We start from the raw sequence: 25,434 nt of genomic DNA, 5'->3' as shown, positions 1-25,434 counted from the left end.
GGGAATGCAGATGTTGAAGAACAAGTGGATGCGGATCGGCCTGGTCACGGTGATGACCAGCCTTTCCATCGGAGTGACAATCGCCGAGGCCGCCGGCGTGCTAACCATCGGTCGCCGCGAGGACTCGACTACCTTCGATCCGATCAAGACCGCCCAGAACATCGATCTGTGGGTGTTCGCCAACGTCTATGACGTGCTGATCCGCGTCGACAAGACAGGCACCAAGCTGGAACCCGGCCTAGCGGAGAGCTGGGAGGTCAGCCCGGACGGCCTGACTTGTACGCTGAAGCTGCGCGAAGCGAAGTTCTCGGACGGCTCCGACCTCACGGCCGAGGACGTGGTGTTCAGCCTGACCCGCATCCGCGACGACGAGGGCTCGCTCTGGGCTGATCCCTTCAAGGTGATGGATACGGTCGAGGCGACCGATCCGAAGACCGTTACGATCAAGCTGAAGCAGCCAACCGCACCGTTCCTGGCAACGCTCGCCTTCCCGATCGCCTCGGTGTTGTCCAAGAAGGGTTTTGAGACGCTCGGGCCGGAGAAGTACGCCGAGACCCCCATCGGCTCCGGCGCCTTCGCAATCACGGAATGGCGGCGCGGCGACCGCGTCATCCTCGCGAAGAACCCGCATTTCTGGGAGGCCGATCGAGTGAGCCTCGACGGCATCGAGTGGATCTCCGTGCCGGACGACAACACCCGCATGCTGAACGTGCAGGCCGGCCAGCTCGACACCGCGATCTTCGTGCCGTTCTCGCGTGTCGCCGAACTGCAGAAGGACCCGAACCTTACTGTCCATCTCGACCCGTCCACCCGCGAGGATCACTTGCTGATCAACCATGAGAAGGGCGCGCTGGCAAAGAAGGAAGTGCGGCAGGCCCTCGACATGGCCATCGACGAGCAGGCCGTGGTCGACACGGTGACCTTCGGCTACGGCGAGGTGGCCAATTCCTACGTGCCAAAGGGCGCGCTCTACTACTATGCCGATAACCTGAAGCGCCCTTACGACCCCGAGAAGGCCAAGCAGATGTTGGCCGACGCCGGCGCCTCCGACCTGACGCTCAACTACGTGGTGCGCGCAGGCGACGAGATCGTTGAGCAGACCGCCGTTCTTCTGCAGGAGCAGCTCGCCAAGGCCGGCGTCACCGTCAATATCCAGAAGGTCGACCCCAGCCAGGAGTGGGACATGCTGGTGGCCGGCGACTATGACGTCGGCGTCAACTACTGGACGAATGACATCCTCGACCCCGACCAGAAGACCACCTTCGTGCTCGGCCACGACGCCAACATGAACTACATGACCCGCTACAATAACGAGAAGGTCAAGGAGCTGGTCGCGGCGGCGCGCATCGAGATGGATCCGGCCAAGCGCGAGCAAATGTATACCGACCTGCAGAAGATGGCCAAGGATAACGTCAACTGGATCGACCTCTACTACAGTCCGTTCATCAACGTCTCGCGCAAGAACATCGAGAATTTCTACCAGAACCCGCTGGGCCGGTTCTTCCTGGAAGACGTCGTCAAGAAGTAGGCTTGCGAGCGAAGCCGCGGGACGCCGCTCGGCGGCGTTCCGCCCAACCCTGACAACACAATTGGCGTCTCGCCCGTCCTGGTCACCGCGCGTTGTTTGTCGGGATGAGGTGAGCGATCGGCTGGTGTCGCTACTTCCCCTTTCTGATAGGTCCGCGCTGATTGCGGACGGTCTCGATGCGGCCTCACTGGAAGACATTCGATACGTCGATCCCGGGCGTCAGCCTTCTCTGGCGCTACTTGCCGGTTCCAGAGCAAGCCCCGCCTTTTTGCGCCAGCGGACCTAACCTACTCCGGCTCTCGTCATCATCTTGTGTCCCTCAAGAGCCGTTCGTATCGTGCCATCAAGCCACTTTGGGAACGGCCGCACGATAGCGGCCGTAACCCACCTTCACGAGCAACCCTTCCTCGCATATGCGGGCGAGGTAGCAACGAGGAACGCCGATGTCCGTCAGGTCTTTTGTCCTGACTTCGCCCTTCTCAAGAGCGAGCCGGACGGCGCGTTCCCTCAATGTCGGCTTCGGACCACCGGCTAATCGGATGCACTCGGCACGCTCGCGATCACGCTTCCGGATCCTGACAGTGGGCTGTGGCGTAGTTTCGAGGGGAATCGGCAGCACATAGTTCGCGGTTTCGTTCAGCCCGGGGAGCCAACATTTCCAAGGACTTAGCAAATATGCGCTAGGTCCTTTTTCATTTCCGGTGATGGCGGGCCACATTCCGGGCTACATCCTTCCGACTTGCTCCCGTTGATTTCCAAGGGTTTCCTGCGACTATCGGCAAATCCGTGCGAATCTTGGGAGGTTCGGAATGGTTCGAATTCGCCGAAAGACGGTGACACTTATCCTCGGGACAGCGATGTGCGCCCTGATGGGCTGCCAATCGACATCGACATCCGGGTCTTATAGGCCCGCAAACTGCGCGATGGTCGGCTCATCTTGTCCATCCGGCGGCGGCCGATGAAAGCCTGTCAGGGCGAACCTTGGCCGGCGCCCATGCCGCGCCTTCCGCCGGAGAGGTCTTTCTCCCATCCCAATCGACCGCCACCGCGCCTTTCCGAGCAAAAATTCTGCGCCACAGGAGCCGCCCGGCCGGTTCAGCCCTCAAGATTGACGTAACTCGCCGGATGGAAGCGCGGGACGCACAGGCAGTAGAATTCGAGGTCGACGTCGCCGATGTTTTCGATGCGCTGGCTGGCGCCGGCCGGGATCACCGCCTGGTCGCCGGCCTTGAGGTTCTGGCGGATTCCGTCGACCTCCAGCGTGCCTTCGCCCTTGCGTAGGATATAGCGCTCGGAGACGCCATCGAGCCGGTGCAACTGGGTAGTCACGCCCGGCTCGACGCGGGCGAGCGCCAGCGACGCTTCCGGCGACTGGTCGCAATTGTGCAGTTCGGTGATGTAGCAGCGCTCCTCCGTCCAGAATTCCGCCCGATCGCTCTTTGGTATGAAAAACTGCGCCATCATTCCTACCTGCCTGGCCATCTCGACAAATGCGAAACCACGTTGACAAGTGTTAGGAAGCGCTTTGATATCTGTCAAAGGCTCTCGCTTCGAAGCCCCGCAGGAGACGGCCCGCCTCGATGCCGGTTTGCCATCTCAACCAGATCGCGCCGCGTCGGAATGACGGGTATTGTGCCGGTGCGCCGCATGTCAGCCACGAGAGGGAGAATGACGATGGGTTTTCTGAAGAGATGTCTCGCTGCCGGCGCACTAGGCGCTGCAGCGCTTGCGACGAACGCTCAGGCGGCGGACAAGCTGTTCGTCTACGTTTCGCCCGACGCCATCGGCGTCAACGCTTTCTTGCAGATGGGCAAGACCGGCATAGAGGCGGCGGGCCAGAAATACGGCGCCGACGTGAAGACCTATGAAAGCAAGACTGCGGCAGAACGGCTGGATAACGTCAATGCCGCCATCAATGAAGGCGCAAACGTCGTCGTGCTGCTCGGCTTCGAGTTCAACGATATCGTCAAGGAAGTCGCGCCGACCGCGCCGGACATACAATTCCTGATCGTCGACCAGTGCTTCGACGAACGCCCTGACAATGTGCACTGCGCCGTCTTCCGCGAATACGAGGCGAGCTATCTGATGGGCGTCGCCGCAGGAATGCTGACGGAAAAGAAGAAGGTCGGCGTCGTCGGCGCGCTCGATATCCCCTTCCTGCACCGCTATACCGACGGCTATGCGCAGGGCGTGAAATCCGTCGCCCCGGACGTTAGTGTCGACATCCGCTGGGTGGGCGGCGAGAACCCGTTCGCCGATCCGGTGCGTGCCAAGGAGCAGGCGGTCGCCATGCATGCGGCGGGCTCGGACCTGATCTTCACCGCGACCTCCGGTGGCGACTACGGCGTGTTCGAAGCAGCCAAGGAGAATAATTTCAAAGTCTTCTCAGTCGACGTGAACCATTGCCCTGAATTGCCTGGCCACATCGTCGACATGACGCTGAAGCGGGTCGACACCGCGATGGTGGAAGCCATCGGCGCGATAGAGAAGGGCGAGAAGAAGACACTGGCGTCGTTGGGCCTCAAGGAAGGCGGCATGGACGCCATGGCGCTGGACGATGCAGCTCTCGCCGCGAGCCAGTGCGAGATCGCCAAGCACCCCGAAGTGGTCGAGAAGATGCGCAGCGTCGCGAAAAGTATCGAGGACGGCTCGCTGAAACTTGAAGACCCGATGTTCGCCAAGTGACGGCATCGCACGCCCGCCGCGCGAGCGGCGGGCTCCGCTTCTGATTCCGGAAGATTTCCTGATGCATGTCGCCCTTTCCGGCATCACGGTGCGCTTCGGTGCGCTGACCGCCGTAGACGACGTCTCGCTGGCCATTGCGCCGGGCGAGATCCACGCCATCGTCGGCGAAAACGGCGCCGGCAAGTCGACGCTGATGAACGCGCTGTTCGGACTGGTCGAGCCTGCGGCGGGAACGATCATCATCGACGGCACTGTCCGGCGCTGGACCTCGCCGCAAGGCGCGATCGCAGCCGGCCTCGGCATGGTGCACCAGCATTTCATGCTGCAGGAAGAGATGACCGTGCTCGAAAACATCGTGCTCTGCTCCGAGCCGGTCGGCCGCTTCGGTTTCGTCGATTTCGCCGCCGCGCACCGCCGGCTCAAGGAAAGCGCTGAAGGTCACGGCATCGTAATCGGCCTCGACCGCGTGGTCGGCGACCTCTCGGTCGGCGAGCGGCAGGTGATCGAAATCCTGAAGGTGCTCTACCGCGAAGCCGAGGTGCTGATCCTCGACGAGCCGACCTCGGTGCTCACGCCTCAGGAGAAGGACCGGCTGTTCGCCATCCTGAAAAGCTTTCGCGCCGCCGGCAAGGCGATCGTCCTTATCACGCACAAGCTGGACGAAGTCATGGAGATCGCCGACCGGGTCAGCGTTATGCGCGGCGGGCGGCTCATCGCCTCGGGCCGGCTCGCCGAGACCTCGAAGGAAGAGATAGCGCGCGGTATTATCGGCGGTGAACTGCCGGCCGCACGGCAACGCCGGCCGCGTGTGCCCGGCGACATCGTGCTTTCAGTCGACAAGCTCGTCGCGGCCGGGCGCGGCATGGCTGTCGGCCCGATCGCACTTTCGGTGCGCGCCGGCGAAATCGTGGGCATCGCCGGGGTCAGCGGCAACGGCCAGGCCGAACTGGTGCAGGCGCTGACGGGTTTGAAGCCTTCGATCTCAGGCGCAATTACGCTTTGCGGCATTCGTATCGAGGCGCTCGACGTCGAGCGGCGGCGGCGGATCGGCATGAGCTACATTCCCGAAGACCGCCAGCGCGTCGGCCTGGCGCTGGGTGCAACCGTCGCCGAAAACGCCAATGCCGGACGCGACGACCGCGCCGCCTTTTCGCGCGGGCCTTTCCTCAACCGACCGGCCATGGCGCGCTTTGCCCGCTCGCTGATCGAACGCTACCGTATCCGGGTGGGCGGGCCTTCGGCGCGGGCGTCCACCATGTCCGGCGGCAACAAGCAGAAACTCGTCGTCGGCCGCGAGCTTGCCCGCACGACGCCTTTGATTATCGCCGAGAACCCGACCTGGGGCGTCGATATCGGCGCGATCGATTTCATCCACGGCGAGCTGATGCGCATGCGCGACGACGGACATGCCGTGCTGCTCGTCTCCACCGAACTCGACGAGATACTGGCGCTGTCGGACCGCGTCCTGGTCATGTACGAGGGCAAGGTGGCCGGCGAAGTCCAGCGCGGCGAGGCCAGCCGCGAGCGCATCGGCGGAATGATGACCTCGCGCGCGGTGGACGCGCTGAAAGTGGTCGCATGAAGGCCCTCCTGCGCGGCGAATTCATGTCCTGGCTGGGTGTCGCTGCCTCGATCGCCGTAGCGCTGGTCGCGTTGATGGCGCTGACCGGCGCACCGTTCGGCGAAGCGCTCTCCGGCTTCGTCGACGGCGCCTTCGGCGGCCGCCGCTTCTCCTACCTTCTGACCACGCTCAGTCGCACCGCGCTGATCGTCGGTATGGCGATCTCGGTGATGCTCTCCTTCCGCGCCGGCCTGTTCAACATCGGCGGCGAAGGGCAACTGGTCGCGGGCGGCCTTGTCGCGGCGCTTGTCGCGATCCTCTTGCCCGGACCACCGCTTGTCGTGCTGATCGTGGCAATCGCTGCGGCTATGGCCGCCGGCGCTTTATGGGCGCTGCTGGCGGGCGTCCTGCAGCTCTATCTCGGCGTGCCGCTGCTCGTCGGTTCGCTGCTCCTCAACTATCCGATCCGCTATATCGGCTCCTATCTCGTGGCCCACCCGTTTCGCGACGTCGGTTCCGGCATGGTGCAGTCGCATCTCGTACCGCAGGCGACGTGGCTGCCCTATTTCCCCGGCACGCGCCTCGACATCGGCATCCTCTTCATTGCCGTGGCGAGCATTTTTGCAATCGTCTACAGCCACGCGACGGTGCACGGCTATCACGCCCGGCTGAACGGGCTTTCGGCCGACTTTGCCCGTGCCGTCGGCCTGCCGGTCAACAAGCTCGCATTGCAGACGCTGGCGATGAGCGGTGCGATTGCCGGCCTCGTCGGCGCAATCGCAGTGTTCGGCATCCACCACCGCTATATCGACGGCATGCTCGTGCAGCCGCTCTACGCCTGGACGGGCATCATCGCTGTACTCCTGGTCGGCATGATCCCCTGGCTGGTGCCGCTGTCGGGCTTCTTCTTCGCAGCGATCCAGACGGGTGCCGCCGGCATGGAGCGGACGGCGGGCGTGCCGAAAGAAATCGCGCTGGTCATGCAGGCGGTCATCATCCTCTTTGTCGCAAGCCGCGTCTCGGGTGCGCTGCTCGCCTCATCGGGCCGCAAAGCCGGCGGAGACGGCGATGCTTGAGCTCCTGTTCGACAGTTCCTTTGCCGCCTCGGTGCCGCGCTTCGTCACGCCGATCCTGCTCGCGGCCCTCGGCGGAGCGCTGTGCGAACGCGCCGGCGTCTTCAACATTGCGCTGGAGGGCTTCATGCTGGCCGGCGCTTTCGCCGCCGTCCTCGGCGCCTATTTCTCCGGCTCACCATATCTTGGCGCGCTGGCCGCGATGCTCGCCGGCATCGCGATGGGCCTGGTGTTTGCCGAATTCAACATCCGGCGCGGCGGCGACCCGATCGTCGTGTCGATCGCGGTCAACATCCTCACGGCGGGCCTGACGGCGTTCCTGCTGCGCGCGATCTTCCACGTCACCGGCGCCTTCAACGATCCGGCCATCGCCGGCTTCGAGCCGATTCATATCCCGATTGTTGCTTCGGTCCCCTTCGTCGGGCGGCTGCTCAGCGGCCAATCAATTCTGTTTTATGTCGCCGTGCTTGCCGTGCCGGTGCTGCATATCTTTTTCGCGCGCCACCGGCTCGGTCTGCGCATGCGCGCAGCGGGCGAGAATCCGGCAGCCCTTCAGGCCGGCGGCGTCAGCCCAAGCCGCGTGCAGCTCTGGGCGCTGGTCGGCTGCGGCGCGTTCTGCGGCCTTGCCGGGGCGCAGCTCTCGATCGCCAACGTCAATCTGTTCGTGGAGAATATGAGCGCCGGGCGCGGCTGGATCGCCGTCGTCGCCGTGCTTCTATCGCGTGGAAGGCCGCTCCCGCTGTTCCTCATTGCCGTAATCTTCGGCGTGGTCGACAGCCTGTCCTTCCGCGTCCAGGGCTTTGGACTGCCTCAGCAGTTCACCGACATGATGCCCTATCTTGCCACGCTCGCCGTGCTGGTCGGCCTCTCGTGGTGGCGGCGCAGGCAAACGGCTTGAGGGAAGAGATGGATCTCGTCATCAGCAATGCGATTGTCGTGACCTGCGATGCCGGCGGCACGGTAATCACCGACGGCGGCGTAGCGGTGGAGAATGGCCGCATCGCATCTGCCGCGTCCTCCGCCGAGCTAGCGCCACTCTCCGCAAACGCAAAGCGCGTGGTGGATGGCTCGGGTCACATTCTGATGCCGGGCATCATCAATACGCATTGCCACGCCGCCGACAGTCTGTTCCGTGGGCTGGTCGAGGACCTGGCGCTAGAGCCGTGGCTGCAGACCGTGTGGAAGGCGGAGGGCGCTATCCTCAACCCGGACACGTCGCGGCTGGGCAGCGTACTGGGCTTTGCCGAGCTGCTGCTGTCGGGCGTAACGACCGTCATGGACATGTTCTGGTACCCGACGGAGACGGTTCGGGCCGCCCGCACGGTCGGCATTCGTGTCGCCACCGGAGGCATCTTCTTCGATCCGCCGGGCGTCACCGGCCACGATCTCGCCGGTCGAATCGCTGCTGCGGAAGATTTCTTCGACGAGTTCGGCGCTTCCGACGACGTCTTCCCGTCGATCCTGCCGCATGGCGCCTACACCGTCGCGCCGGAGAACCTTCGGACAGCGAAAGCCATCGCCGAGCGCCACGGCGCGTTGTTCTCCACCCATGCCGCCGAAACCAGGGCCGAGCAGGCGGACGTGACCGGCCGCTACGGCCGTTCGATCATTCGTCACCTCGATTTTCTCGGCCTGCTCGACGAGCGCACCGTGCTTGCCCATTGCGTCCACCTCGACGACGGTGAGATCGAAATCCTCGCCCGCACGGGTGCGTCCGTCGCCCACAATCCGATGTCGAACCTGAAGCTTGCCTCGGGCGTCGCGCGCATTCCCGACATGCTCGACGCCGGCATCAACGTCGCGCTGGGCACTGACGGCGCAATCAGCGGCAACGACCTCGACATGTGGATGGCGCTGCGGCTTGCGGCGACGCTGCACAAGGGCGTCAGCGGACGGCCGGAAGTCGTGACCACCAGCCAAGCGCTCGCCATGCTGACGACGGCGGGCGCGAAAGCGCTTGGCGCCGCCGATCGCATCGGCAGTCTGGAACCTGGAAAATTCGCCGACATGATCCTGATCGACCTGAAACGTCCGCACGCCGTGCCGGTCTTCGACCCGATCACCCATCTCGTCTATTCGACGGCCAAGTCCGATGTGCGCCATGTCTTCGTCGGCGGCGAGCAGGTGGTGCGTGACGGCGTGCTCACCCGCCACGACATTGGCCAGACGATTGCCGCCGTCGAACACCTCGCTCCGAAAATCGCCGCCAGCATCGCATAAGGAAAGCCCATGCCCGAAAGCCAGCTCGCGCGCCTCGAACGCGCCCATGCTTCGATCCGCGACCGCGCCGGCCCGCCATGCGACACGGCCATCATGCTTGGCTCCGGGCTCGGCCAGCTCGCCGAAGCCGTCACCGACGCGATTGTGATCCCATATGGTGAGATCGACGGCTTTCCAGTCTCGACCGCGCCAGGACACAAGGGCCAACTGGTTATCGGCACGCTGTTCTCGCGCCGCGTCGTGATGATGCAGGGCCGTCTGCACCTTTACGAAGGCTGGACGCCGCGCGACATCGGGCTCGCAGTCTATTTGCTGCAGCGGCTTGGTGCGGGTGTATTGGTTGTTACAAACGCATCGGGAGGACTCAATCCCGATTTCGATGCCGGCGATGTCATGCTGATCGAAGACCACCTGAACTTCACTGGTTCGAGCCCTTTGATCGGCGCCAACGACGACGCGATCGGACTGCGCTTCCCCGACCAGTCGCGTCTTTATGATCCCGACCTTCGGCAGCTTGCGATTGACGCGACAGCGCGGGCCAAGACCGCCATTCGCCGGGGCGTCTATTGCGGCGTCAACGGGCCGGAACTGGAGACGTCGGCCGAGCGAAGGTTCTTCCGGTCGGCAGGTGGCGATGCCGTCGGCATGTCGACCGTGATGGAGGTGATCGCGGCGAACCACGCCGGGATGAAGGTGCTCGGGCTCTCGGCGGTGGCGAATGCGGCTACCGGCGGGCCTGACCAGCAGCCTGACACGATCGAGTCGGTGTTCGCCTTTGCCGCGATCTGCGGCGAGAAGATCTCGGCCATCCTGAAGGAATTGCTGCCAACCCTGCCGGCGAATGCGCACTGAGGACATTGAAATGACTGCAGCACCACCTGTCACGTCGCTTCTCGATCTTTCCGGCAAGACTGCCATTGTTACCGGTGCGAGCGGCGGCATCGGCGCCGGCATTGCGCGGCGGTTCGGTGAGGCCGGCGCCAATGTCGTCTGCCACTACAACAGCAACCGGCAGGCCGCGGAAACGGTAGCCGAGGCGATCCGCTCGGCCGGCGGCAAGGCTTTTGCCTGCCAAGCCGATATCGCGTCGGGAAAGGGCGCGACCGATCTGATCACGCAGGCGATTTCGCAATTCGGCGGCGTCGACATCCTGATCAACAATGCCGGCCAACAGCCGGTACAGATGCTCGCCGACATGTCGGAAGGCGACTGGAATGCCATGATGGCGGCGAATGTCGCTGGTCCGTTCCTGCTCGTCCGCGCCTTTGTCGAGCATGCAAGGAAGGCCGGCAAGCCCGGTTCGGTCGTCAACATCGCCTCGATAGAGGGCCACAATCCGGCCCCCGGCCATGGTCACTACGCCACTTCCAAGGCTGCTCTGCTGATGTTCACCAAGGCCGCGGCGCTGGAATTCGGCGCGTACGGCATTCGGGTCAACTCGATCTGCCCGGGGCTGATCCACCGCGACGGGATCGAAGAGGGCTGGCCGGAAGGCGTCGATCGCTGGAAAGGTGCGGCGGCACTGCAGAGGCTCGGCCGTCCCGACGATATCGCGGATGCCGCGCTTTTCCTGGCATCCGATGCGGCGCGCTGGATCACCGGCGCGGATCTGATTGTCGACGGCGGCGTCAACGCACGCCCGACTTGGTGAGAAAAACGGAGTTTTCGTGGATGAAAGCGCTTAAGAACAGGGTGATCGCGGTCACCGGCGGTGCGGGCGGCATTGCGCGCGGTATTGCAGAGGCTGTGCTCGATGCCGGCGGACGCGTCGGCCTGATCGATCTTGACCAGGGCAAAGCAACCCAGGCCGCGGCTGCACTGAATGCTGGCGACCGCATCGCGGGCTTCGCCGCGGACGTAACCGATCCGGCCGGTCTCGAAACGGCGTTTGCCGAAATGGTCAAACGCATGGGACGGCTCGATGGCCTGGTCAACAATGCCGGCATCGTGCGGCTCGGCCCCGCCGACGAGACGAGCCCGGCAGGGCTCGACCTCGAGCTCGCCATCAACGTCAAGGGTGTGCTGCTCGCCTCGCAAGCCGCCGCGCGGCACTTCTCAGGCAAGGTGCGATCGTCAACATCGCGTCGAACGCCGGCAAGGTCGGCTACCGCAACATGGCGGGCTACAACGCGTCGAAGGCGGCGGTGATCAGCCTCACGCGCTCACTGTCGATGGAATGGGTGGACAAGGGCATCAACGTCAACGCCGTCTGCCCTGGCGGCGTTGCAACCGAGATGCTGAAGAACGTCGCCGATTTCCTTGGGCCGCGCCTCGGACAAGATTCCGGCGAACTGCTGAAGACCATGGTGCCGCAGCAGCTTGGCCGGCACATCCAGCCGGTCGAGGTCGGCCGCGTCGTAGCCTTCCTTCTGTCCGATGCAGCACAGATCATTCGCGGGCAATCGATCAATGTCGATGGCGGCGACACGCCCTACTGAGGCTGCTTCGTTCCGGTGCGACTTGTCACTGGCAGTTCGCGCTATTTCTTGACTGTCGCTGACGCGGCCTTGTCCCGCTACTGTGAAGTCCCCTTCCCTTCTGGTTCCATTTAGGACGGCCGCCGTACGTCCGATAAGCGCTCACCTGGGCATGGAGCGATGTTTCGGCACGTCATCCAGGTACGTGACGCGGGCGCCCATCGTCTGCCCGTATATGAAAATACTATGCGCGGCGGCGGCGAGCACTCTCGAAAATATATGCGGCTTTGCGCAATTTCCGTCCCCTGACGCATGGGGCTCCGCGCCTGCGGAACCCAAGGCCGCGACGCGCGCCTTTCCCGGAGAACGGTTCAATGCTCGACGTGATCACGCTGGCGATCGGCCTCGGCTTTTTCGCTCTTTCCATCATCTACGGCTTGGCCTGCGACAGGCTTTGAGGAGAACGACGATGATTTTCGACTACGCGCTGGGGGGCCTCGTGACGGTGCTGCTCCTTGGTTACCTCATCTATGCGCTTGTCCGCCCGGAACGGTTCTGAGGGCTTCCCATGACAATCAATGGCTGGATACAGATCGCTATTTTTTGCGCGATCGTCGTCGCGCTCGTGAAGCCGCTCGGTGGCTACATGACGCGCGTCTTCAACGGCGAACGGACTTTGCTCTCGCCCGTGCTGCACCCCATCGAACGCGGTCTTTATGCGCTCTCAGGTATTGATGGGCGTCAGGAGCAGCACTGGCTGACCTATGCGGTCGCGATGCTGCTCTTCAATGCGGCGGGCTTCGTGCTGCTGTTCGGCTTGCAGCGCCTCCAGGGCGTGCTGCCGTTCAACCCGATGGGTTTCGGCGCTGTGACGCCGGATTCTTCCTTCAACACCGCCGTCAGCTTCATCACAAACACCAATTGGCAGGGTTATGGCGGCGAGAGCACGATGAGTTACCTCGTGCAGATGGCCGGCCTCACCGTGCAGAATTTTGTCTCGGCGGCCACCGGCATCGCTATCGCCATGGCGCTGATCCGCGGTTTTTCGCGTGCTATGGCCCGCACCGTCGGCAATTTCTGGGCCGATCTGACCCGCGGCACCCTCTACATCCTGCTGCCGATCTGCGTCATCTATGCGCTGGTCCTGGTGTTCCAGGGCGTGCCGCAGACGCTGTCTTCCTATGTCAACGCTACGACGCTCGAAGGTGCGGAGCAATCTATCGCCGTCGGCCCGGTGGCGTCGCAGCTGGCGATCAAGATGCTCGGGACAAATGGCGGCGGCTTCTTCAATGCCAACTCCGCGCATCCGTTCGAGAACCCGGATGCAATCACCAACCTCCTTCAGATGGTTTCGATCTTCGCCATAGGCGCAGCGCTCACCAACGTGTTCGGCCGCATGGTCGGCGACGAACGGCAGGGCTGGGCGATCCTTGCCGCCATGGGCGTGCTGTTCATCGCCGGCGTGGCCGTCACCTACTGGGCGGAAGCCGCCGGTAATCCCGCCTTCGCGGCGCTGGGAATCGAGGGCGGCAACATGGAAGGCAAGGAGGTGCGCTTCGGGATCGCGTTGTCTGCCCTCTTCGCGGTCATCACCACGGCGGCCTCCTGCGGCGCGGTCATCGCCATGCATGACAGCTTCATGCCGCTCGGCGGCATGATACCGCTGATCAACATGCAGCTTGGCGAGGTGATAGTCGGCGGCGTCGGCGCCGGCCTCTACGGAATGCTGCTGTTCGTCATCCTGGCGATCTTCATCTCCGGCCTGATGGTCGGACGCACGCCGGAATATCTCGGCAAGAAGATCGAGGCGAAGGAGGTCAAGATGACCATGCTGGCCATCCTGTCGCTGCCGCTGGCGATCCTCGGCTTCACGGCCATGGCTGTAGTCCTGCCGACCGGTGTTGCGTCGCTCGCCAATGCGGGACCGCACGGGCACTCGGAAATCCTCTACGCCTACACCTCCGGGGCCGCCAACAACGGCAGCGCCTTCGCCGGACTGTCCGCCAACACGCTTTGGTACAATCTGACTATTGGTCTCGCCATGCTGGCCGGCCGCTTCCTCGTCATCGTTCCCGTGATGGCGATCGCCGGCTCGCTCGCGGCAAAGAAGCGGGTTCCGGCATCGGCGGGCACGTTTCCGACCCATGGTGGCCTCTTCATCGGCCTGCTCGTCGGCATCGTCCTGATCGTCGGCGGCCTCACCTTTTTTCCGGCACTCGCAGTCGGTCCCATCGTCGAGCATCTAGCGATGATGGCCGGCCAGACATTTTGACAGGAACGGCATCATGGCCAAATCCGATACAATCAGCCTTTTCAGCGGCAGCATCATCAGGCCGGCGATCGCCTCCGCCTTCGTGAAGCTCGATCCGCGAGTGCAGTTGCGCAACCCGGTGATGTTCGTGGTCGAGGTCGTGGCGGCGCTGACCACGCTGCTCTTCATCCGCGACCTCGCGACAGGAGGCGAAAACCTCGCCTTCTCGTTCCAGATCATCCTTTGGCTCTGGTTCACGCTTCTGTTCGCCAATTTCGCCGAAGCTGTCGCGGAAGGGCGCGGCAAGGCGCAGGCGGACACGCTGCGCCGCTCGCGTACCGAAACGGACGCCAAGCTGCTTTCTTCCGACGGACTTACGACCTACGAACTCGTGCCGGCAACCAGCCTCAAGGTCGGCGACCTGGTCCTCGTCGAGGCGGGCGATATCATCCCCTCCGATGGCGAAGTCGTCGAGGGCGTCGCTTCGGTCAACGAAGCAGCGATAACGGGCGAATCGGCTCCGGTCATCCGCGAATCCGGCGGCGACCGCTCGGCGGTGACAGGCGGCACCCAGGTCCTCTCCGACCAGATCAAGGTGCGGATCACGGCGGCGTCGGGCTCGACTTTCCTCGACCGCATGATCAGCCTGGTCGAAGGCGCCTCGCGCCAGAAGACCTGAACGAGATCGCGCTCAATATCCTTCTCGCCGGCATGACCATCATCTTCGTGCTGGCGGTCGCCTCGATCCCGAGTTTTGCCATCTATGCAGGCGGGTCGATCCCCGTGATCGCCCTGGTCGCGCTTTTCGTCACCCTCATTCCGACCACCATCGGCGCGCTGCTGTCGGCGATCGGCATCGCGGGCATGGACCGGCTTGTTCGCTTCAACGTGCTGGCAATGTCCGGCCGGGCGGTCGAGGCGGCTGGCGACGTGGATACGCTGCTTCTCGACAAGACCGGCACCATCACGCTGGGCAACCGCCAGGCGACGGAGTTTCTGCCGGTGCGCGGCGTCGACGCGCGCGAACTCGCCGATGCGGCGCAGTTGGCTTCGCTCGCCGACGAGACTCCGGAAGGCCGCTCGGTCGTCGTGCTCGCCAAGGAGAAATACGGCATTCGCGGCCGCGACATGCAGCAGCTCCATGCCAGTTTCGTGCCCTTCACGGCGCAGACGCGCATGAGCGGTGTCGACGTCGAGGGCAGTTCGATCCGCAAGGGCGCGGTCGACGCCATTCTCGCCCATGTCGGGACCAATCCGAATGTAGCGCTCGCCGTCAGTGGCTCGACAGCTGTCGGCACGCGGGCGTCCAGCGACAGCGTCCGTGAAATCCGCGCCATTGCGGACGAGATCGGCAAGGCCGGCGGTACGCCGCTCGCCGTTGTCCGCGACGGGCGTCTCCTCGGCATCATACATCTGAAAGACATCGTCAAAGGCGGCATAAGGGAGCGTTTCGCCGCTCTCAGGCAAATGGGCATCCGCACCGTTATGATTACCGGTGACAATCCTATGACCGCGGCGGCGATCGCAGCCGAAGCCGGCGTCGACGACTTTCTCGCCCAAGCGACGCCCGAAGCCAAGCTTCAGCTCATCCGTGACGAGCAGGCGAAAGGCAAGCTCGTCGCCATGTGCGGCGACGGCACGAACGACGCGCCGGCGCTCGCCCAGGCCGATGTCGGCGTGGCGATGAACACCGGCACGATGGCGGCACGCGAAGCCGGCAACATGGTCGATCTCGACAGCGACCCGACCAAACTCATCGAGGTCGTCGAAATCGGAAAGCAGCTTCTCATGACGCGGGGATCGCTGACGACTTTTTCCATCGCCAATGATGTCGCCAAGTATTTCGCTATCATCCCGGCGATGTTCGTCGCCTTCTATCCACAGCTCCAGACGCTCAACGTCATGCGGCTCGGCACGCCGGAGAGCGCGATCCTGTCGGCGATCATCTTCAACGCCTTGATTATCGTGGCGCTGATCCCGCTCGCTCTCAGAGGCGTAAAGTACCGCGCGGTGGGCGCGGCAGCGCTGCTTCGCCGCAACCTTCTCATCTACGGCCTTGGCGGCGTCATCATTCCCTTCGTCGGCATCAAGGTGATCGACGTAGCAATCACTGCGCTCGGCCTCGTATAAGGACCATCAGAAATGCTCGCACAGCTTCGCCCCGCACTCGTCATGATCGTGGCCCTTACCATCATCACCGGCCTTCTTTACCCCCTCGCCATCACCGGAATCGCGCAGACGGTCTTTCCCCGCCAGGCAAACGGCAGCCTGATCGAACGGGACGGCAAGGTGATCGGGTCCGAACTCGTCGGCCAGTCGTTCACCGGAGAACGCTATTTCCGTACGCGCCCGTCGGCCGCCGGTGACGGTTATGATGCCGCGGCATCCGGCGGCTCCAATCTCGGCCCGACCAGCAAGAAGCTGATCGAGCGCGTTACGGCCGACGTGGCGACCCGCGGCGCACAGAACCCCGGGGTTCCCGTGCCTGTCGACCTGGTGACCACTTCGGCAAGCGGCCTCGACCCGCATCTGTCGCCCGAAGCGGCACTTTTCCAGGCGCCGCGCGTCGCCCAGGCCCGCAACCTTCCCGAGGACCGCGTGCGCCAACTCGTCGCCGCCCATATCGAGGACCGGGTGATGGGAGTGTTCGGCGAGCCCCGGGTCAACGTGCTGCGACTGAACCTGGCCCTTGACGCTGAAGCGGCGCAGTAGGAGGCCACGGTGCTGCGGATAATCGACCTGCTCAGCCCGGAAGACATCGGCCTGGACGTCAGGGCTATGTCCAAGAAGCATGTGTTGCTGGAACTCGCCAGAATGCTGGCTACCCGGTCGGGCTTACTCGACACACCTATTTTCCAGGCGCTCGCCGACCGCGAAAACCTCGGCACAACCGGATTTGGGCAAGGAATAGCAGTGCCGCATGCACGGCTCCGCGAACTTGGGACCACTCATGCCGCGCTAGTCAGGCTGGCGGAGCCAGTGGATTTTGACGCCGGCGACGATCGACCTGTCGATCTGGTCTGCGCTATCATCGGACCTGAGGGCTCGACACAGGAGCCGTTCGAGGCGCTGGTCAGCGCCTGCCGCGTCTTGCGAAATCCAGAAACCCTGGCAAAGCTTCGGCAGGCGGGAAGCGCCGCCGCTGTTCACTCCATCCTGGCCGAGGCAGTTTGAACCGATCGATGTCCGACCAGAACACCAAGGACAAGCGTCCGTCCCCTGAGGCTCTTCTCGAGGCGGCCTCGCGTGAGACGCGCGGTCACCTCAAAGTTTTCCTCGGGGCGGCTCCCGGCGTGGGAAAAACCTATGAGATGCTTCTCAGCGCGGCGGCGCGCAAGCGAGAGGGCATCGATGTGATCATCGGCGTCGTCGAGACCCATGGCCGGGCGGAAACCGAAGCCTTGCTGAAAGGGTTCGAGATCGTTCCCCGCCGTCGCACCGACTATAAGGGCCGCGCCGTCGAGGAGATGGATCTGGACGCCGTTCTCGCCCGCGCGCCGCAACTGGTGCTGGTCGACGAACTGGCGCATACCAACGCGCCCGGAAGCCGCCATCCCAAGCGTTACATGGACGTCGACGACCTGCTTGCCGCCGGGATCGACGTCTATACCACCGTCAACATCCAGCATCTGGAAAGCCTGAACGATGTGGTAGCGCAGATCACGCGCATACGTGTGCGCGAGACGGTGCCCGACGCCTTCATCGACCGCGCCGACGAGATCGAGGTCATCGATCTGACGCCCGGGGACCTGATCCAGCGCCTGAAGGAAGGCAAGGTCTATGTTCCGAAGACAGCAGAACGCGCGCTGAACCATTATTTCTCGCCGGGCAACCTGACGGCGCTCCGCGAGCTTGCCCTGAGGCGCACCGCCCAGCGTGTCGACCAGCAGTTGCTTACGCACATGCAGGCGCACGCCATCTCGGGACCCTGGGCGGCCGGCGACCGTGTGCTGGTCGTCGTCAACGAGCATCCGAAGGCGGCAGCGCTTGTGCGCTACGCGCGCCGACTGGCCGAGCGGCTGCGAACACCCTGGGTGGCGCTCTATGTCGAAACACCGCGGGCGCTGCGTCTCACAGAGGCCGAGCGCGATCGCGTCGCGGACGCCTTGCGCCTTGCGGAGAAGCTGGGCGGCGAGGCCGTCACGATCCCCGGCAGCGGGCTGGCGCAGGAGATCATAGGCTATGCCGAGACCAACAATTTCAGTCATCTGGTCATCGGCAAGAGCCAGCGGTCCCGCCTTCATGAACTGCTTTTCGGCTCCGTCACCTATGACATCGTGCGCGGCGCCGGACACATTGCCGTGCATGTCATCGCGGGAGCAGAACGCGACGCTTTGCCTGGAAAAACAGTGGCTACGCGCGATGCGGCGACCGGAATCGAACTCCAGCCTTACCTGGTCAGCATCGGCCTCATTGCCGTGGCGCTCGCTTTCGGCCTGATGCTGGCCCAGTATCTCGATGTCGACAACGTCGCACTGGTCTTTCTCACCGCGGTTCTGGTGAGCGCCGTCGCCTACGGTCTTCTGCCTGCGCTTTTCACGAGCGTCGTCAGCGTGCTCACCTTCAACTTCTTCTTCATACATCCGCTCCACACCTTCACGATCAGCGATCCCGAAAACGTAGTCGCGCTGTTTTTCTTCTTCGTGGTGGCGCTGATCGCCAGCAATCTGACGGCAAATGTCCGCAGCCAGGCCATGGTGGCGCGCCGGCGCGCCAAGACGACCGAGGATCTCTACCTCTTCAGCCGCAAGCTCGCGGGTATCGCGACCCTCGACGACCTGCTTTGGGCGACCGCATCGCAGGTCGCATCCATGCTCAAGGTCCGGGTCGTGCTGTTTCTCCCGGACGATGGCGCCATCACGCTCAGGGCGGCATGGCCGCCCGAAGACGTAGCCGAGGAAGCCGATCTGGCCGCCGCCAAATGGTCATGGGAAAACAATCGGCCAGCGGGCCGCGGCGCCGACACTCTGCCCGGCGCGCAGCGCCTGTTCCTGCCGATGCGTACGGGACGCGGCGCTGTCGCTGTGATCGGCATCGACAGCGACAAGGCCGGCGCCATCCTAACGCCAGACCAGCGGCGCCTGCTCGACGCGCTCACCGATCAGGCTGCACTTGCGATCGAGCGCGTGAACCTCGCGGAAGATGTCGACCGGGCGAAGCGCGCGGCCGAAAAGGACCAACTCCGGTCGGCGCTCCTCACCTCCATCTCGCATGATTTGCGCACTCCCCTCGCCTCGATCCTTGGCGCTGCCAGCAGCCTCGGCACGCTGTCCGGCCTGGAAGAGGCGGACAAGGCGGGACTTCTCTCGACGATCCAGGAGGAAGCGGAACGTCTCAACCGCTTCATCGCCAACCTTCTCGACATGACGCGGCTCGAATCGGGCGCGGTCGTGCCGAATATGAGCCTGCATGACATCAGTGAAGTGGTCGGCACGGCTCTTCGGCGGGCGGATAAGATTCTGTCAAGCCACCGGATCGAAACGAAGATCGCGGCCGATCTTCCGATGGTGAATCTCGACGCGGTGCTTTTTGAGCAGGTGCTGTTCAACCTTCTCGACAACGCCGCCAAATACGCGCCGCCGAATTCTGCCATCCGCATCCAGGCCTGGCGCGACGGCAATATGGTGCGGCTGCAAATCCTCGACGAAGGTGAAGGCATTCCAGCCGACGATTTGAACCGCATCTTCGATAAGTTCTATCGCGCGCGCAAAAGCGATAGCCAGCGCGCCGGCACAGGTCTCGGCCTTGCGATCTGCCGAGGCTTCGTCGAAGCCATGGACGGCTCGATCGACGTGGCCAACCGCAGCGATCGCCCAGGCGCTGTATTCACGATCGCCATCCCGGTCCCAGAGGATGCCGGCAAATTGGACACGGTGGCATGAGCTCGCGCCCAACCAGGATTTTGGTGGTCGACGACGAGCCGCCCATCCGGCGATTGTTGCGAACAAGCCTGGTTTCCCAGGGCTTCCAGGTCGTCGAGGCCGCGAATGGCCGGGAAGCGCTCGAACAGGTCGAGCAGGCTGCGCCAGATCTCATCCTTCTCGACCTCGGCCTGCCCGACATTCAGGGGCACGAGCTCATCCGCAGGCTGCGGGAGCAGGGATCGTCCGTTCCGATCCTGGTGCTTTCCAGCCGGACCGACGAGACCGGCAAGGTCGAAGCGCTGGATCTCGGCGCCGACGACTACGTCACCAAACCCTTCGGCACGGACGAACTCTTTGCCCGCATCCGCGCCGCTCTCAGGCACCGCCTTCAGCAGCAGGGCGAACGGCCGGTGTTTTCCAGCGGCGATCTGTCGGTCGATCTCGTGCGCCGCATCGTTCTGGTTCGCGATGTCGAAATAAAACTGTCGCCAAAAGAATACGACATCCTGCGCCTGCTCGTGGCCCACGCAGGGAAGGTCCTCACGCATCGATACCTCCTGAACGAGGTGTGGGGCGGCGACACGGATGTGCAATACCTCCGCATCTACATCCGGCAACTGAGGCAGAAGATCGAAGCCAATCCGGAGCAGCCGCAGCACATCATCACCGAGACGGGCGTCGGCTACCGGCTTCGATTGACGGACTAAGGGATCTTCGGCCGATGACGGGCCGCTTGCCGCGCGACCGAACGCCGACCTGGATGGCCAATCCCGTTAGGTGAAACTCAAAGGATTCAGTCTATTGTGTCCCAGTTGGGCAGGCGACTGAGCTATCTTGGCGGTTGCTCCAACGCAAGTTTGTTCCCGCTGATTGTGGACCGGGATATCGGTGACGGAAGACCCAAGCAATCCACCTGTGCCCGGGCAAGACGCCCGCCCGACGTGGAGCCGGCCGCTCCAGTCCCTGCTTGGCGTGACGATGGTCTCGTTGATCATCCTTGTTTCATTGGCTCTTGTCGGCTTCGACTACTACCGTGCGCGAAACTCCGCCATTGACGACGCCAAGGCCGAGATGCGGATTTTCACCGACCGGCTCGTCGATCGCTTCAACGTGCTTTCAGGCGAGACCGTCTCGTTCGTGGGCGTGATCTCGTCGGTTGCCAACGCCTTGCTTGTGCCGCCGCCGGAGCGCCTGGACGACAAGATCGCGCTGCTGCGGGAATTCATCAATCGGTCTGAACCGGTTGACGGAGCCTATGCCGGCTATCCCGACGGCTCTTTCTTCCACCTGATCAACCTCAAGAACGAAGGCTGGCGAACTGCACTCGGCGCACCAAAAAATGCCGCGGTGGGCATACGCATCATTGCGGCAGATCCCGCAGGCAAGAGGAACCAACGGCTGATGTTCCTCGATTCAGCCGGAATCGTAGTCGGGGAGATTTTCGGGACGGCGACAGATTTCGATCCTCGGACGCGTCCTTGGTACAAGGCCGCATCAGGCATTGAACCGGCTGTCTCGATTGGCCCTTACCAGATGGCGACGACCGGCAAACTCGGAATGACGATTGCCCAGTCTCACGATGGAAATCGGCGGATCGTCATCGGGGCCGACATCGTCCTCGACACAATAACCGATTTTCTCGCAGCCGAACGCATGTCTGCCGACACGATTGCATTCATCGTCGACACTTCGGGCAACCCGGTCATCCACTCCGATCGCGAGACTATGAAGAGGCTGATGTCTGCCGATGGTGGATCCAGTTCATTGTCGCAGACAGCATCGTATCCCCTGATCGAGAGCATTCGGTCCGACGACTCGTGGACCGACCAGCCCCGGCTTGTGGAGGTGGGTGACCGAACCTTCCTCGTGCTACTCAGGCCGATCAAGTCCGCATTGCTGCTTGCCCGGCATCGGATCGTCGTCGCCGCTCCGCTCGACGAGTTGATGGCGCCTGCCAATCGCGCGCTTTTCCATGGACTGGTCATTTCGGCGGTCGTGGTTGCTGCCGCAATCATCCTGGCCCTCATCCTCTCGCACGTGATCACCAAGTCGCTCGAGTTGCTTACTGAAAGCGCCAAGCGGCTTCAGAACCTCGATTTCGCGACGCCGGTGCAGGTGAAATCGCACGTCAGCGAGATCTCCGCGCTAGGCAAGGCGATGAACAGGGCCCGCGACGCCATCTTCACTTTCGCCCTCTACGTCCCGAAGGAATTCGTTCGGAAGAGCATCCAGGCGGGATACTTCACCGGCAGGGCGGCAGGGCGACAGGAAGTCACCGCGCTTTTTACCGACATATATGACTTCACCACGATCAGCGAGAGCCGCTCGCCCGAAGAAGTCGTGTCCATGCTGTCGGAGTACTTCGACATTCTCGACGAGGCGGTGACGGCAAACAACGGCGCGATCATTCAGTTTCTCGGCGATTCGATTTTTGCGATGTGGAACGCACCCATTCCCGACCCTGACCACGCCGAGCATGCATGCCGGGCCGCTTTGGCTGCCGAACAGAGTCTCGTTCTCTTCAACAAGGCGCAGTTGGCCAAAGGCCTGCCGGAGTTTCGCACCCGGTTCGGGATCCACTCAGGCCAGGCAGTGGTCGGCAGCGTGGGCGCACGGGAGCGGCTGCAATACACGGCGATGGGCGACACCATCAATGTCGCGTCGCGCCTGGAAGGGATAAACAAGATGCATCAAACCACGATCCTTGCCAGCGCGGCAGTACAAAGCGCGTGTTCGCATGTGATCGAGTTCCGACCGCTCGGTTCAGCCCGGGCAAAGGGCCGCGCTGAGGCATTGGAGATCTACGAGGTCGTCGGCGTTCGCCCGACGTCAGCGGCTGACATCTCGTGCCCGCCAGCCGCGCAAAGCAGTTAGAAAGTCAGGCCTGTGCCGAAGACCTCGATTGCGTAGAAGTAAAGTTCGGCGTCGAGGGCCCTCTTGATATTGGCGGCTTGTCGAAATCCGTGTTGTTCGCCGGAAAAGAGTAGATAGCCGACCGGCGTACCGCGGCTACGGAGTGCATCAACCATCATTTCGGTCTGGTTCGGCGGGACGACAGCATCCTCGTCGCCCTGAAAGAAGATCACCGGTTTGGACAGCCGTTCGGCATGGAACAGCGGCGAGCGTTCGCGATAGAGTGCCTCTTCCTCGGGATAGGCTCCGATCAGCCAGTCCATGTAGCGCGATTCGAACTTGTGCGTGTCGCGAGCCAGAGCCGCCGCATCGCTGACGCCGTAATGGCTCGCTCCGCCCTGGAAGAAATCGCGAAACGCGAGTGCTGCGAGTGTGGTGTAGCCGCCGGCGCTGCCGCCGGTGATCACTATGCGCTTGGGGTCGACGAGCCCCCGCTCGATCAAAAATCTGGCCCCGTTGATGCAGTCGTCGACGTCGACGACACCCCAGTTGCGGTGCAGGCGGTCACGGTAGGCGCGGCCGAAGCCGGTGCTCCCGCCATAGTTCACGTCAAGCACCGCGATGCCGCGGCTCGTCCAATAGTGGATGCCGAGATTGAGCGTGCTCGATGCGGCCGACGTCGGACCACCATGGACTTTGACAAGAAGGGGCGGCTTTTCGCCTACGGAACCGGCATAATCGGGATTATGCGGCCTGTAGTAGAGACCGAACGCCATGTTCCCGCCCGTGGTGGGAAATTCCACGGCTTCGACCGAACTAAGATAGCCGGCGATGCCCAGGTCCGCTCGATCGAGAATGTCGGTCGCCTTCTTGAGCGTTCGGTGCTGGCCGGTTCCGAGATCGAACTCGATCACGCTCGCCGGAAGAGACGGGGATCCGGCGAGGACCACGACCTGCTCTCTGTCGGCCCGAACCGAGGCGAATTGCGTAAAGGGCGTTTCGAGTGTTCGCAATACGTTCGTCGCAAGATCGACTACCCCAAGCCTCCAGAGCCCCGCTTCCGAATAGGTGCAGACAATCCTGTCCGGGCCGGCGAATGCAAAGGTGGACATGCCGAAAACCCATTGCGGTGCCCCGAACTCGGCCGCCATCGGCACGATCGGTCGCGACGCCTGCGACGAAAGCTCGAAACGGTACAGGTTCCACCAGTCGGAACGGTCGGACACGAAGATCACGGCATTGCCGTCGGGCGACCACTCGGGCTGAAAGATCGATTCCTCCGGACCGCCGGCGATGATCTCGGGCTCGCCGGCGACAGCGCCGGTATCGTCCAGTTCGGCCAGATAGAGAGTGGTGCCGTTCCAGGGCATGTTGGGATGGTCCCATGCCAGCCACATGAGTCGTCGTCCATCCGGAGAAAGCCGTGGCGACGAAAAGAAGTCATGCCCGCCCGCGAGAATGTTTCCGGGCTCCACGCCCGTACCCGCCAGGTCCACGGCGACGATCGCGTTGACCGGCTCGCCGCCGGCCGTGTGATCCTCGCGCACGCCGATCCAGCGGTTGCGGCCCGCGTCGATGATGCCGTCGGCAAACCGCCAGCCGTCGGGCTGCCCAGACGATTCGGGCGTCAGGGGCTGCGGCTCGACGCTGCCGGTTTCCTGCCGATACAGCCGGCCATCGGCAAAATTGGAGAAGTACAGCACTCCGTTTTCCACGATCCAGGCGCCGCCGCCATATTCGTGGACCTGCGTGCGGGCATTGAAAGGCAGGGGCGTGATGTCGACATTTTCTCCGCCCTCGGCGGCGGCGCGCACCACGACGGATCGGCCTCGCTCTTGCGGCCGTCCCTCCAGCCAGTAGATCGCCCCGTTGTCGAGACGAACTTCCGAGAGCGTGATGGCCTGCGCGACGATGAGATCGGACGTGATCGGCGATTTCCAGGCGCCGTAGGGCGCAGTCTTGGGTGTGGTCGTCGGCATGGCCGGTCATCCTTTGTGGAATGCTTCGACGCATTGTTCCATGTTCTACGTCCGGATGTCAGGGTGATCTAGGGCGAAGAGCGTCGCCCTGACGCGCGAGCGCTGGTCGGGTCCTGTGTTTTGGCGGGTACCGGCGGACCGGGTCGCGGGGAAGGCGCGCGGCTCGGCCGTCCTAGTCGATTTTTCAGATCATATCTTCGTCGCTGCGTGAATTTGCCGGGACGTGACGTTGGAAACGGGCGTTAATTCAGCCGGGATGATTGGCATCCGGCGCCTTCGCTTCGCTCGCAGGGGGAGGCTACCCGCCTAAGCTGCAATTCATTCCCGAATGACGCAATGTATCGGAAGACAATACGATTTTTGCGCGCTAAACCTGATTTTTACGCGCATTCAAACGATTTTGCTTGCATCCGGCTAAATTTGGTAATTCTAGCAGATCGATTACTTTGACACTCAATTTCCAGCCACGGCGCCAATGGCCGCCATCGGAGTAGCGACCTTGCAAGACAGTGATATTTCCGCCCTCGAACTGACCGCATCCATCGTTTCGGCATACGTGTCGAAGAACAGCGTTCCCGTCGCCGGCCTGCCGGACCTGGTGGCGAGCGTCCATGCTTCGCTGCAGAAACTCGCGGCTGTCGCCGAACCCGAGCCGGTGCAGGCAACGCCGGCTGTGCCGATCAAGAAGTCGGTGACGCCGGACTACATCATCTCGCTCGAGGACGGCAGGAAGTTCAAGTCGCTGAAGCGCCATCTCAGCGCGCACTACGGCATGACGCCGGACGAATACCGCGCGAAATGGAACCTGCCGAGCGACTATCCGATGGTCGCCCCGAACTACGCCGCCACCCGCTCCGCCTTGGCCAAGACCATGGGCCTCGGCCGCAAGCCCGGAGCTAAAATCACGTCGAAAGCGAAGCCGGCAGCGGCGGCCGCGCCGAAGCGCGGACGCCCGAAAAAGAGCTGACCACCTCGGCCAAAACGGGGGGCTAACGGGGGGCTG

20 protein-coding genes and 1 pseudogene are annotated in these 25,434 nt (G+C 63.2%); 19 read left to right on the top strand and 2 right to left on the bottom strand.

The features are described from left to right. The first annotated feature begins 28 nt into the window (after window positions 1-28). Window positions 29-1,528: an ABC transporter substrate-binding protein gene (locus ACG873_RS10180; protein ID WP_394893433.1), complete on the top strand. Its 1,500-nt coding sequence runs from the start codon at window positions 29-31 to the stop codon at window positions 1,526-1,528. 1,095 nt (window positions 1,529-2,623) lie between these two features. On the opposite strand, the gene ACG873_RS10175 is transcribed toward ACG873_RS10180, so the two are convergent. Beyond that, window positions 2,624-2,992: a cupin domain-containing protein gene (locus ACG873_RS10175; RefSeq protein ID WP_394891604.1), complete on the bottom strand. Its 369-nt coding sequence runs from the start codon at window positions 2,990-2,992 to the stop codon at window positions 2,624-2,626. Between the two features lie 210 nt (window positions 2,993-3,202). Here ACG873_RS10175 and ACG873_RS10170 point away from each other — a divergent pair, with 210 nt between their 5' ends. The 17 genes and pseudogenes from ACG873_RS10170 to ACG873_RS10090 all read left to right on the top strand — a co-directional run bounded on the left by ACG873_RS10170 (window position 3,203) and on the right by ACG873_RS10090 (window position 22,473). Further along, window positions 3,203-4,213, top strand: a complete 1,011-nt coding sequence (locus ACG873_RS10170; RefSeq protein WP_394891603.1) for a BMP family ABC transporter substrate-binding protein — start codon at window positions 3,203-3,205, stop codon at window positions 4,211-4,213. 61 nt (window positions 4,214-4,274) lie between these two features. Beyond that, window positions 4,275-5,795 (top strand): ABC transporter ATP-binding protein, encoded by a 1,521-nt coding sequence (locus tag ACG873_RS10165; protein WP_394891602.1) that lies wholly within the window; start codon window positions 4,275-4,277, stop codon window positions 5,793-5,795. Then, on the top strand, window positions 5,792-6,850 hold the full coding sequence (locus ACG873_RS10160) for an ABC transporter permease (protein ID WP_394891601.1): 1,059 nt from the start codon (window positions 5,792-5,794) through the stop codon (window positions 6,848-6,850). The genes ACG873_RS10165 and ACG873_RS10160 overlap by 4 nt, the downstream gene beginning before the upstream one ends. Continuing rightward, complete coding sequence (locus tag ACG873_RS10155) at window positions 6,843-7,745, top strand: ABC transporter permease (RefSeq protein WP_394891600.1); 903 nt, start codon at window positions 6,843-6,845, stop codon at window positions 7,743-7,745. The genes ACG873_RS10160 and ACG873_RS10155 overlap by 8 nt, the downstream gene beginning before the upstream one ends. An 8-nt stretch (window positions 7,746-7,753) precedes the next feature. Continuing rightward, a complete protein-coding gene (locus ACG873_RS10150; RefSeq protein ID WP_394891599.1) occupies window positions 7,754-9,067 on the top strand; it encodes an amidohydrolase family protein in 1,314 nt (437 codons plus the stop codon). Between the two features lie 9 nt (window positions 9,068-9,076). Next, window positions 9,077-9,919, top strand: coding sequence for a purine-nucleoside phosphorylase (locus ACG873_RS10145; protein ID WP_394891598.1), 843 nt, complete (start codon window positions 9,077-9,079; stop codon window positions 9,917-9,919). Between the two features lie 10 nt (window positions 9,920-9,929). Beyond that, window positions 9,930-10,718, top strand: a complete 789-nt coding sequence (locus ACG873_RS10140; RefSeq protein WP_394891597.1) for an SDR family NAD(P)-dependent oxidoreductase — start codon at window positions 9,930-9,932, stop codon at window positions 10,716-10,718. 20 nt (window positions 10,719-10,738) lie between these two features. Further along, a pseudogene (locus tag ACG873_RS10135) lies at window positions 10,739-11,505 on the top strand (SDR family NAD(P)-dependent oxidoreductase). Between the two features lie 448 nt (window positions 11,506-11,953). Further along, window positions 11,954-12,043 carry a K(+)-transporting ATPase subunit F gene (locus tag ACG873_RS10130; RefSeq protein ID WP_353646118.1) on the top strand — a complete coding sequence of 30 codons (90 nt, stop codon included), beginning with the start codon at window positions 11,954-11,956 and terminating at the stop codon, window positions 12,041-12,043. A 9-nt stretch (window positions 12,044-12,052) separates the two neighbouring features. Next, on the top strand, window positions 12,053-13,756 hold the full coding sequence (gene kdpA / locus ACG873_RS10125) for a potassium-transporting ATPase subunit KdpA (RefSeq protein WP_394891596.1): 1,704 nt from the start codon (window positions 12,053-12,055) through the stop codon (window positions 13,754-13,756). A gap of 13 nt (window positions 13,757-13,769) precedes the next feature. Beyond that, window positions 13,770-14,414, top strand: coding sequence for a hypothetical protein (locus tag ACG873_RS10120; protein ID WP_394891595.1), 645 nt, complete (start codon window positions 13,770-13,772; stop codon window positions 14,412-14,414). 32 nt (window positions 14,415-14,446) lie between these two features. Further along, on the top strand, window positions 14,447-15,865 hold the full coding sequence (gene kdpB, locus ACG873_RS10115; RefSeq protein ID WP_394891594.1) for a potassium-transporting ATPase subunit KdpB: 1,419 nt from the start codon (window positions 14,447-14,449) through the stop codon (window positions 15,863-15,865). Between the two features lie 12 nt (window positions 15,866-15,877). Continuing rightward, window positions 15,878-16,447 carry a potassium-transporting ATPase subunit KdpC gene (gene kdpC, locus ACG873_RS10110; RefSeq protein WP_394891593.1) on the top strand — a complete coding sequence of 190 codons (570 nt, stop codon included), beginning with the start codon at window positions 15,878-15,880 and terminating at the stop codon, window positions 16,445-16,447. A 9-nt stretch (window positions 16,448-16,456) separates the two neighbouring features. Beyond that, window positions 16,457-16,909 carry a PTS sugar transporter subunit IIA gene (locus ACG873_RS10105; protein WP_394891592.1) on the top strand — a complete coding sequence of 151 codons (453 nt, stop codon included), beginning with the start codon at window positions 16,457-16,459 and terminating at the stop codon, window positions 16,907-16,909. 8 nt (window positions 16,910-16,917) lie between these two features. Beyond that, window positions 16,918-19,617 (top strand): DUF4118 domain-containing protein, encoded by a 2,700-nt coding sequence (locus tag ACG873_RS10100; RefSeq protein ID WP_394891591.1) that lies wholly within the window; start codon window positions 16,918-16,920, stop codon window positions 19,615-19,617. Further along, a complete protein-coding gene (locus ACG873_RS10095) occupies window positions 19,614-20,306 on the top strand; it encodes a response regulator (protein ID WP_394891590.1) in 693 nt (230 codons plus the stop codon). Before ACG873_RS10100 ends, ACG873_RS10095 begins: the two co-directional genes overlap by 4 nt. 208 nt (window positions 20,307-20,514) lie before the next feature. After that, window positions 20,515-22,473, top strand: a complete 1,959-nt coding sequence (locus ACG873_RS10090; RefSeq protein ID WP_394891589.1) for an adenylate/guanylate cyclase domain-containing protein — start codon at window positions 20,515-20,517, stop codon at window positions 22,471-22,473. Here the strand turns inward: ACG873_RS10090 and ACG873_RS10085 are convergent. Continuing rightward, complete coding sequence (locus ACG873_RS10085; protein ID WP_394891588.1) at window positions 22,470-24,431, bottom strand: S9 family peptidase; 1,962 nt, start codon at window positions 24,429-24,431, stop codon at window positions 22,470-22,472. The genes ACG873_RS10090 and ACG873_RS10085 overlap by 4 nt on opposite strands. Before the next feature lie 499 nt (window positions 24,432-24,930). Here ACG873_RS10085 and ACG873_RS10080 point away from each other — a divergent pair, with 499 nt between their 5' ends. Further along, entirely contained in the window at window positions 24,931-25,398 is a 468-nt protein-coding gene (locus ACG873_RS10080) for a MucR family transcriptional regulator (protein ID WP_394891587.1), read from the top strand. Window positions 25,399-25,434 lie beyond the last annotated feature (36 nt).

The organism is Allomesorhizobium aridi, from assembly GCF_043769475.1.
Taxonomy (GTDB): domain Bacteria; phylum Pseudomonadota; class Alphaproteobacteria; order Rhizobiales; family Rhizobiaceae; genus Allomesorhizobium.
The sequence above is the reverse complement of the archived record's forward strand: the minus strand, read 5'-3'. Positions and strand labels throughout refer to the sequence as shown.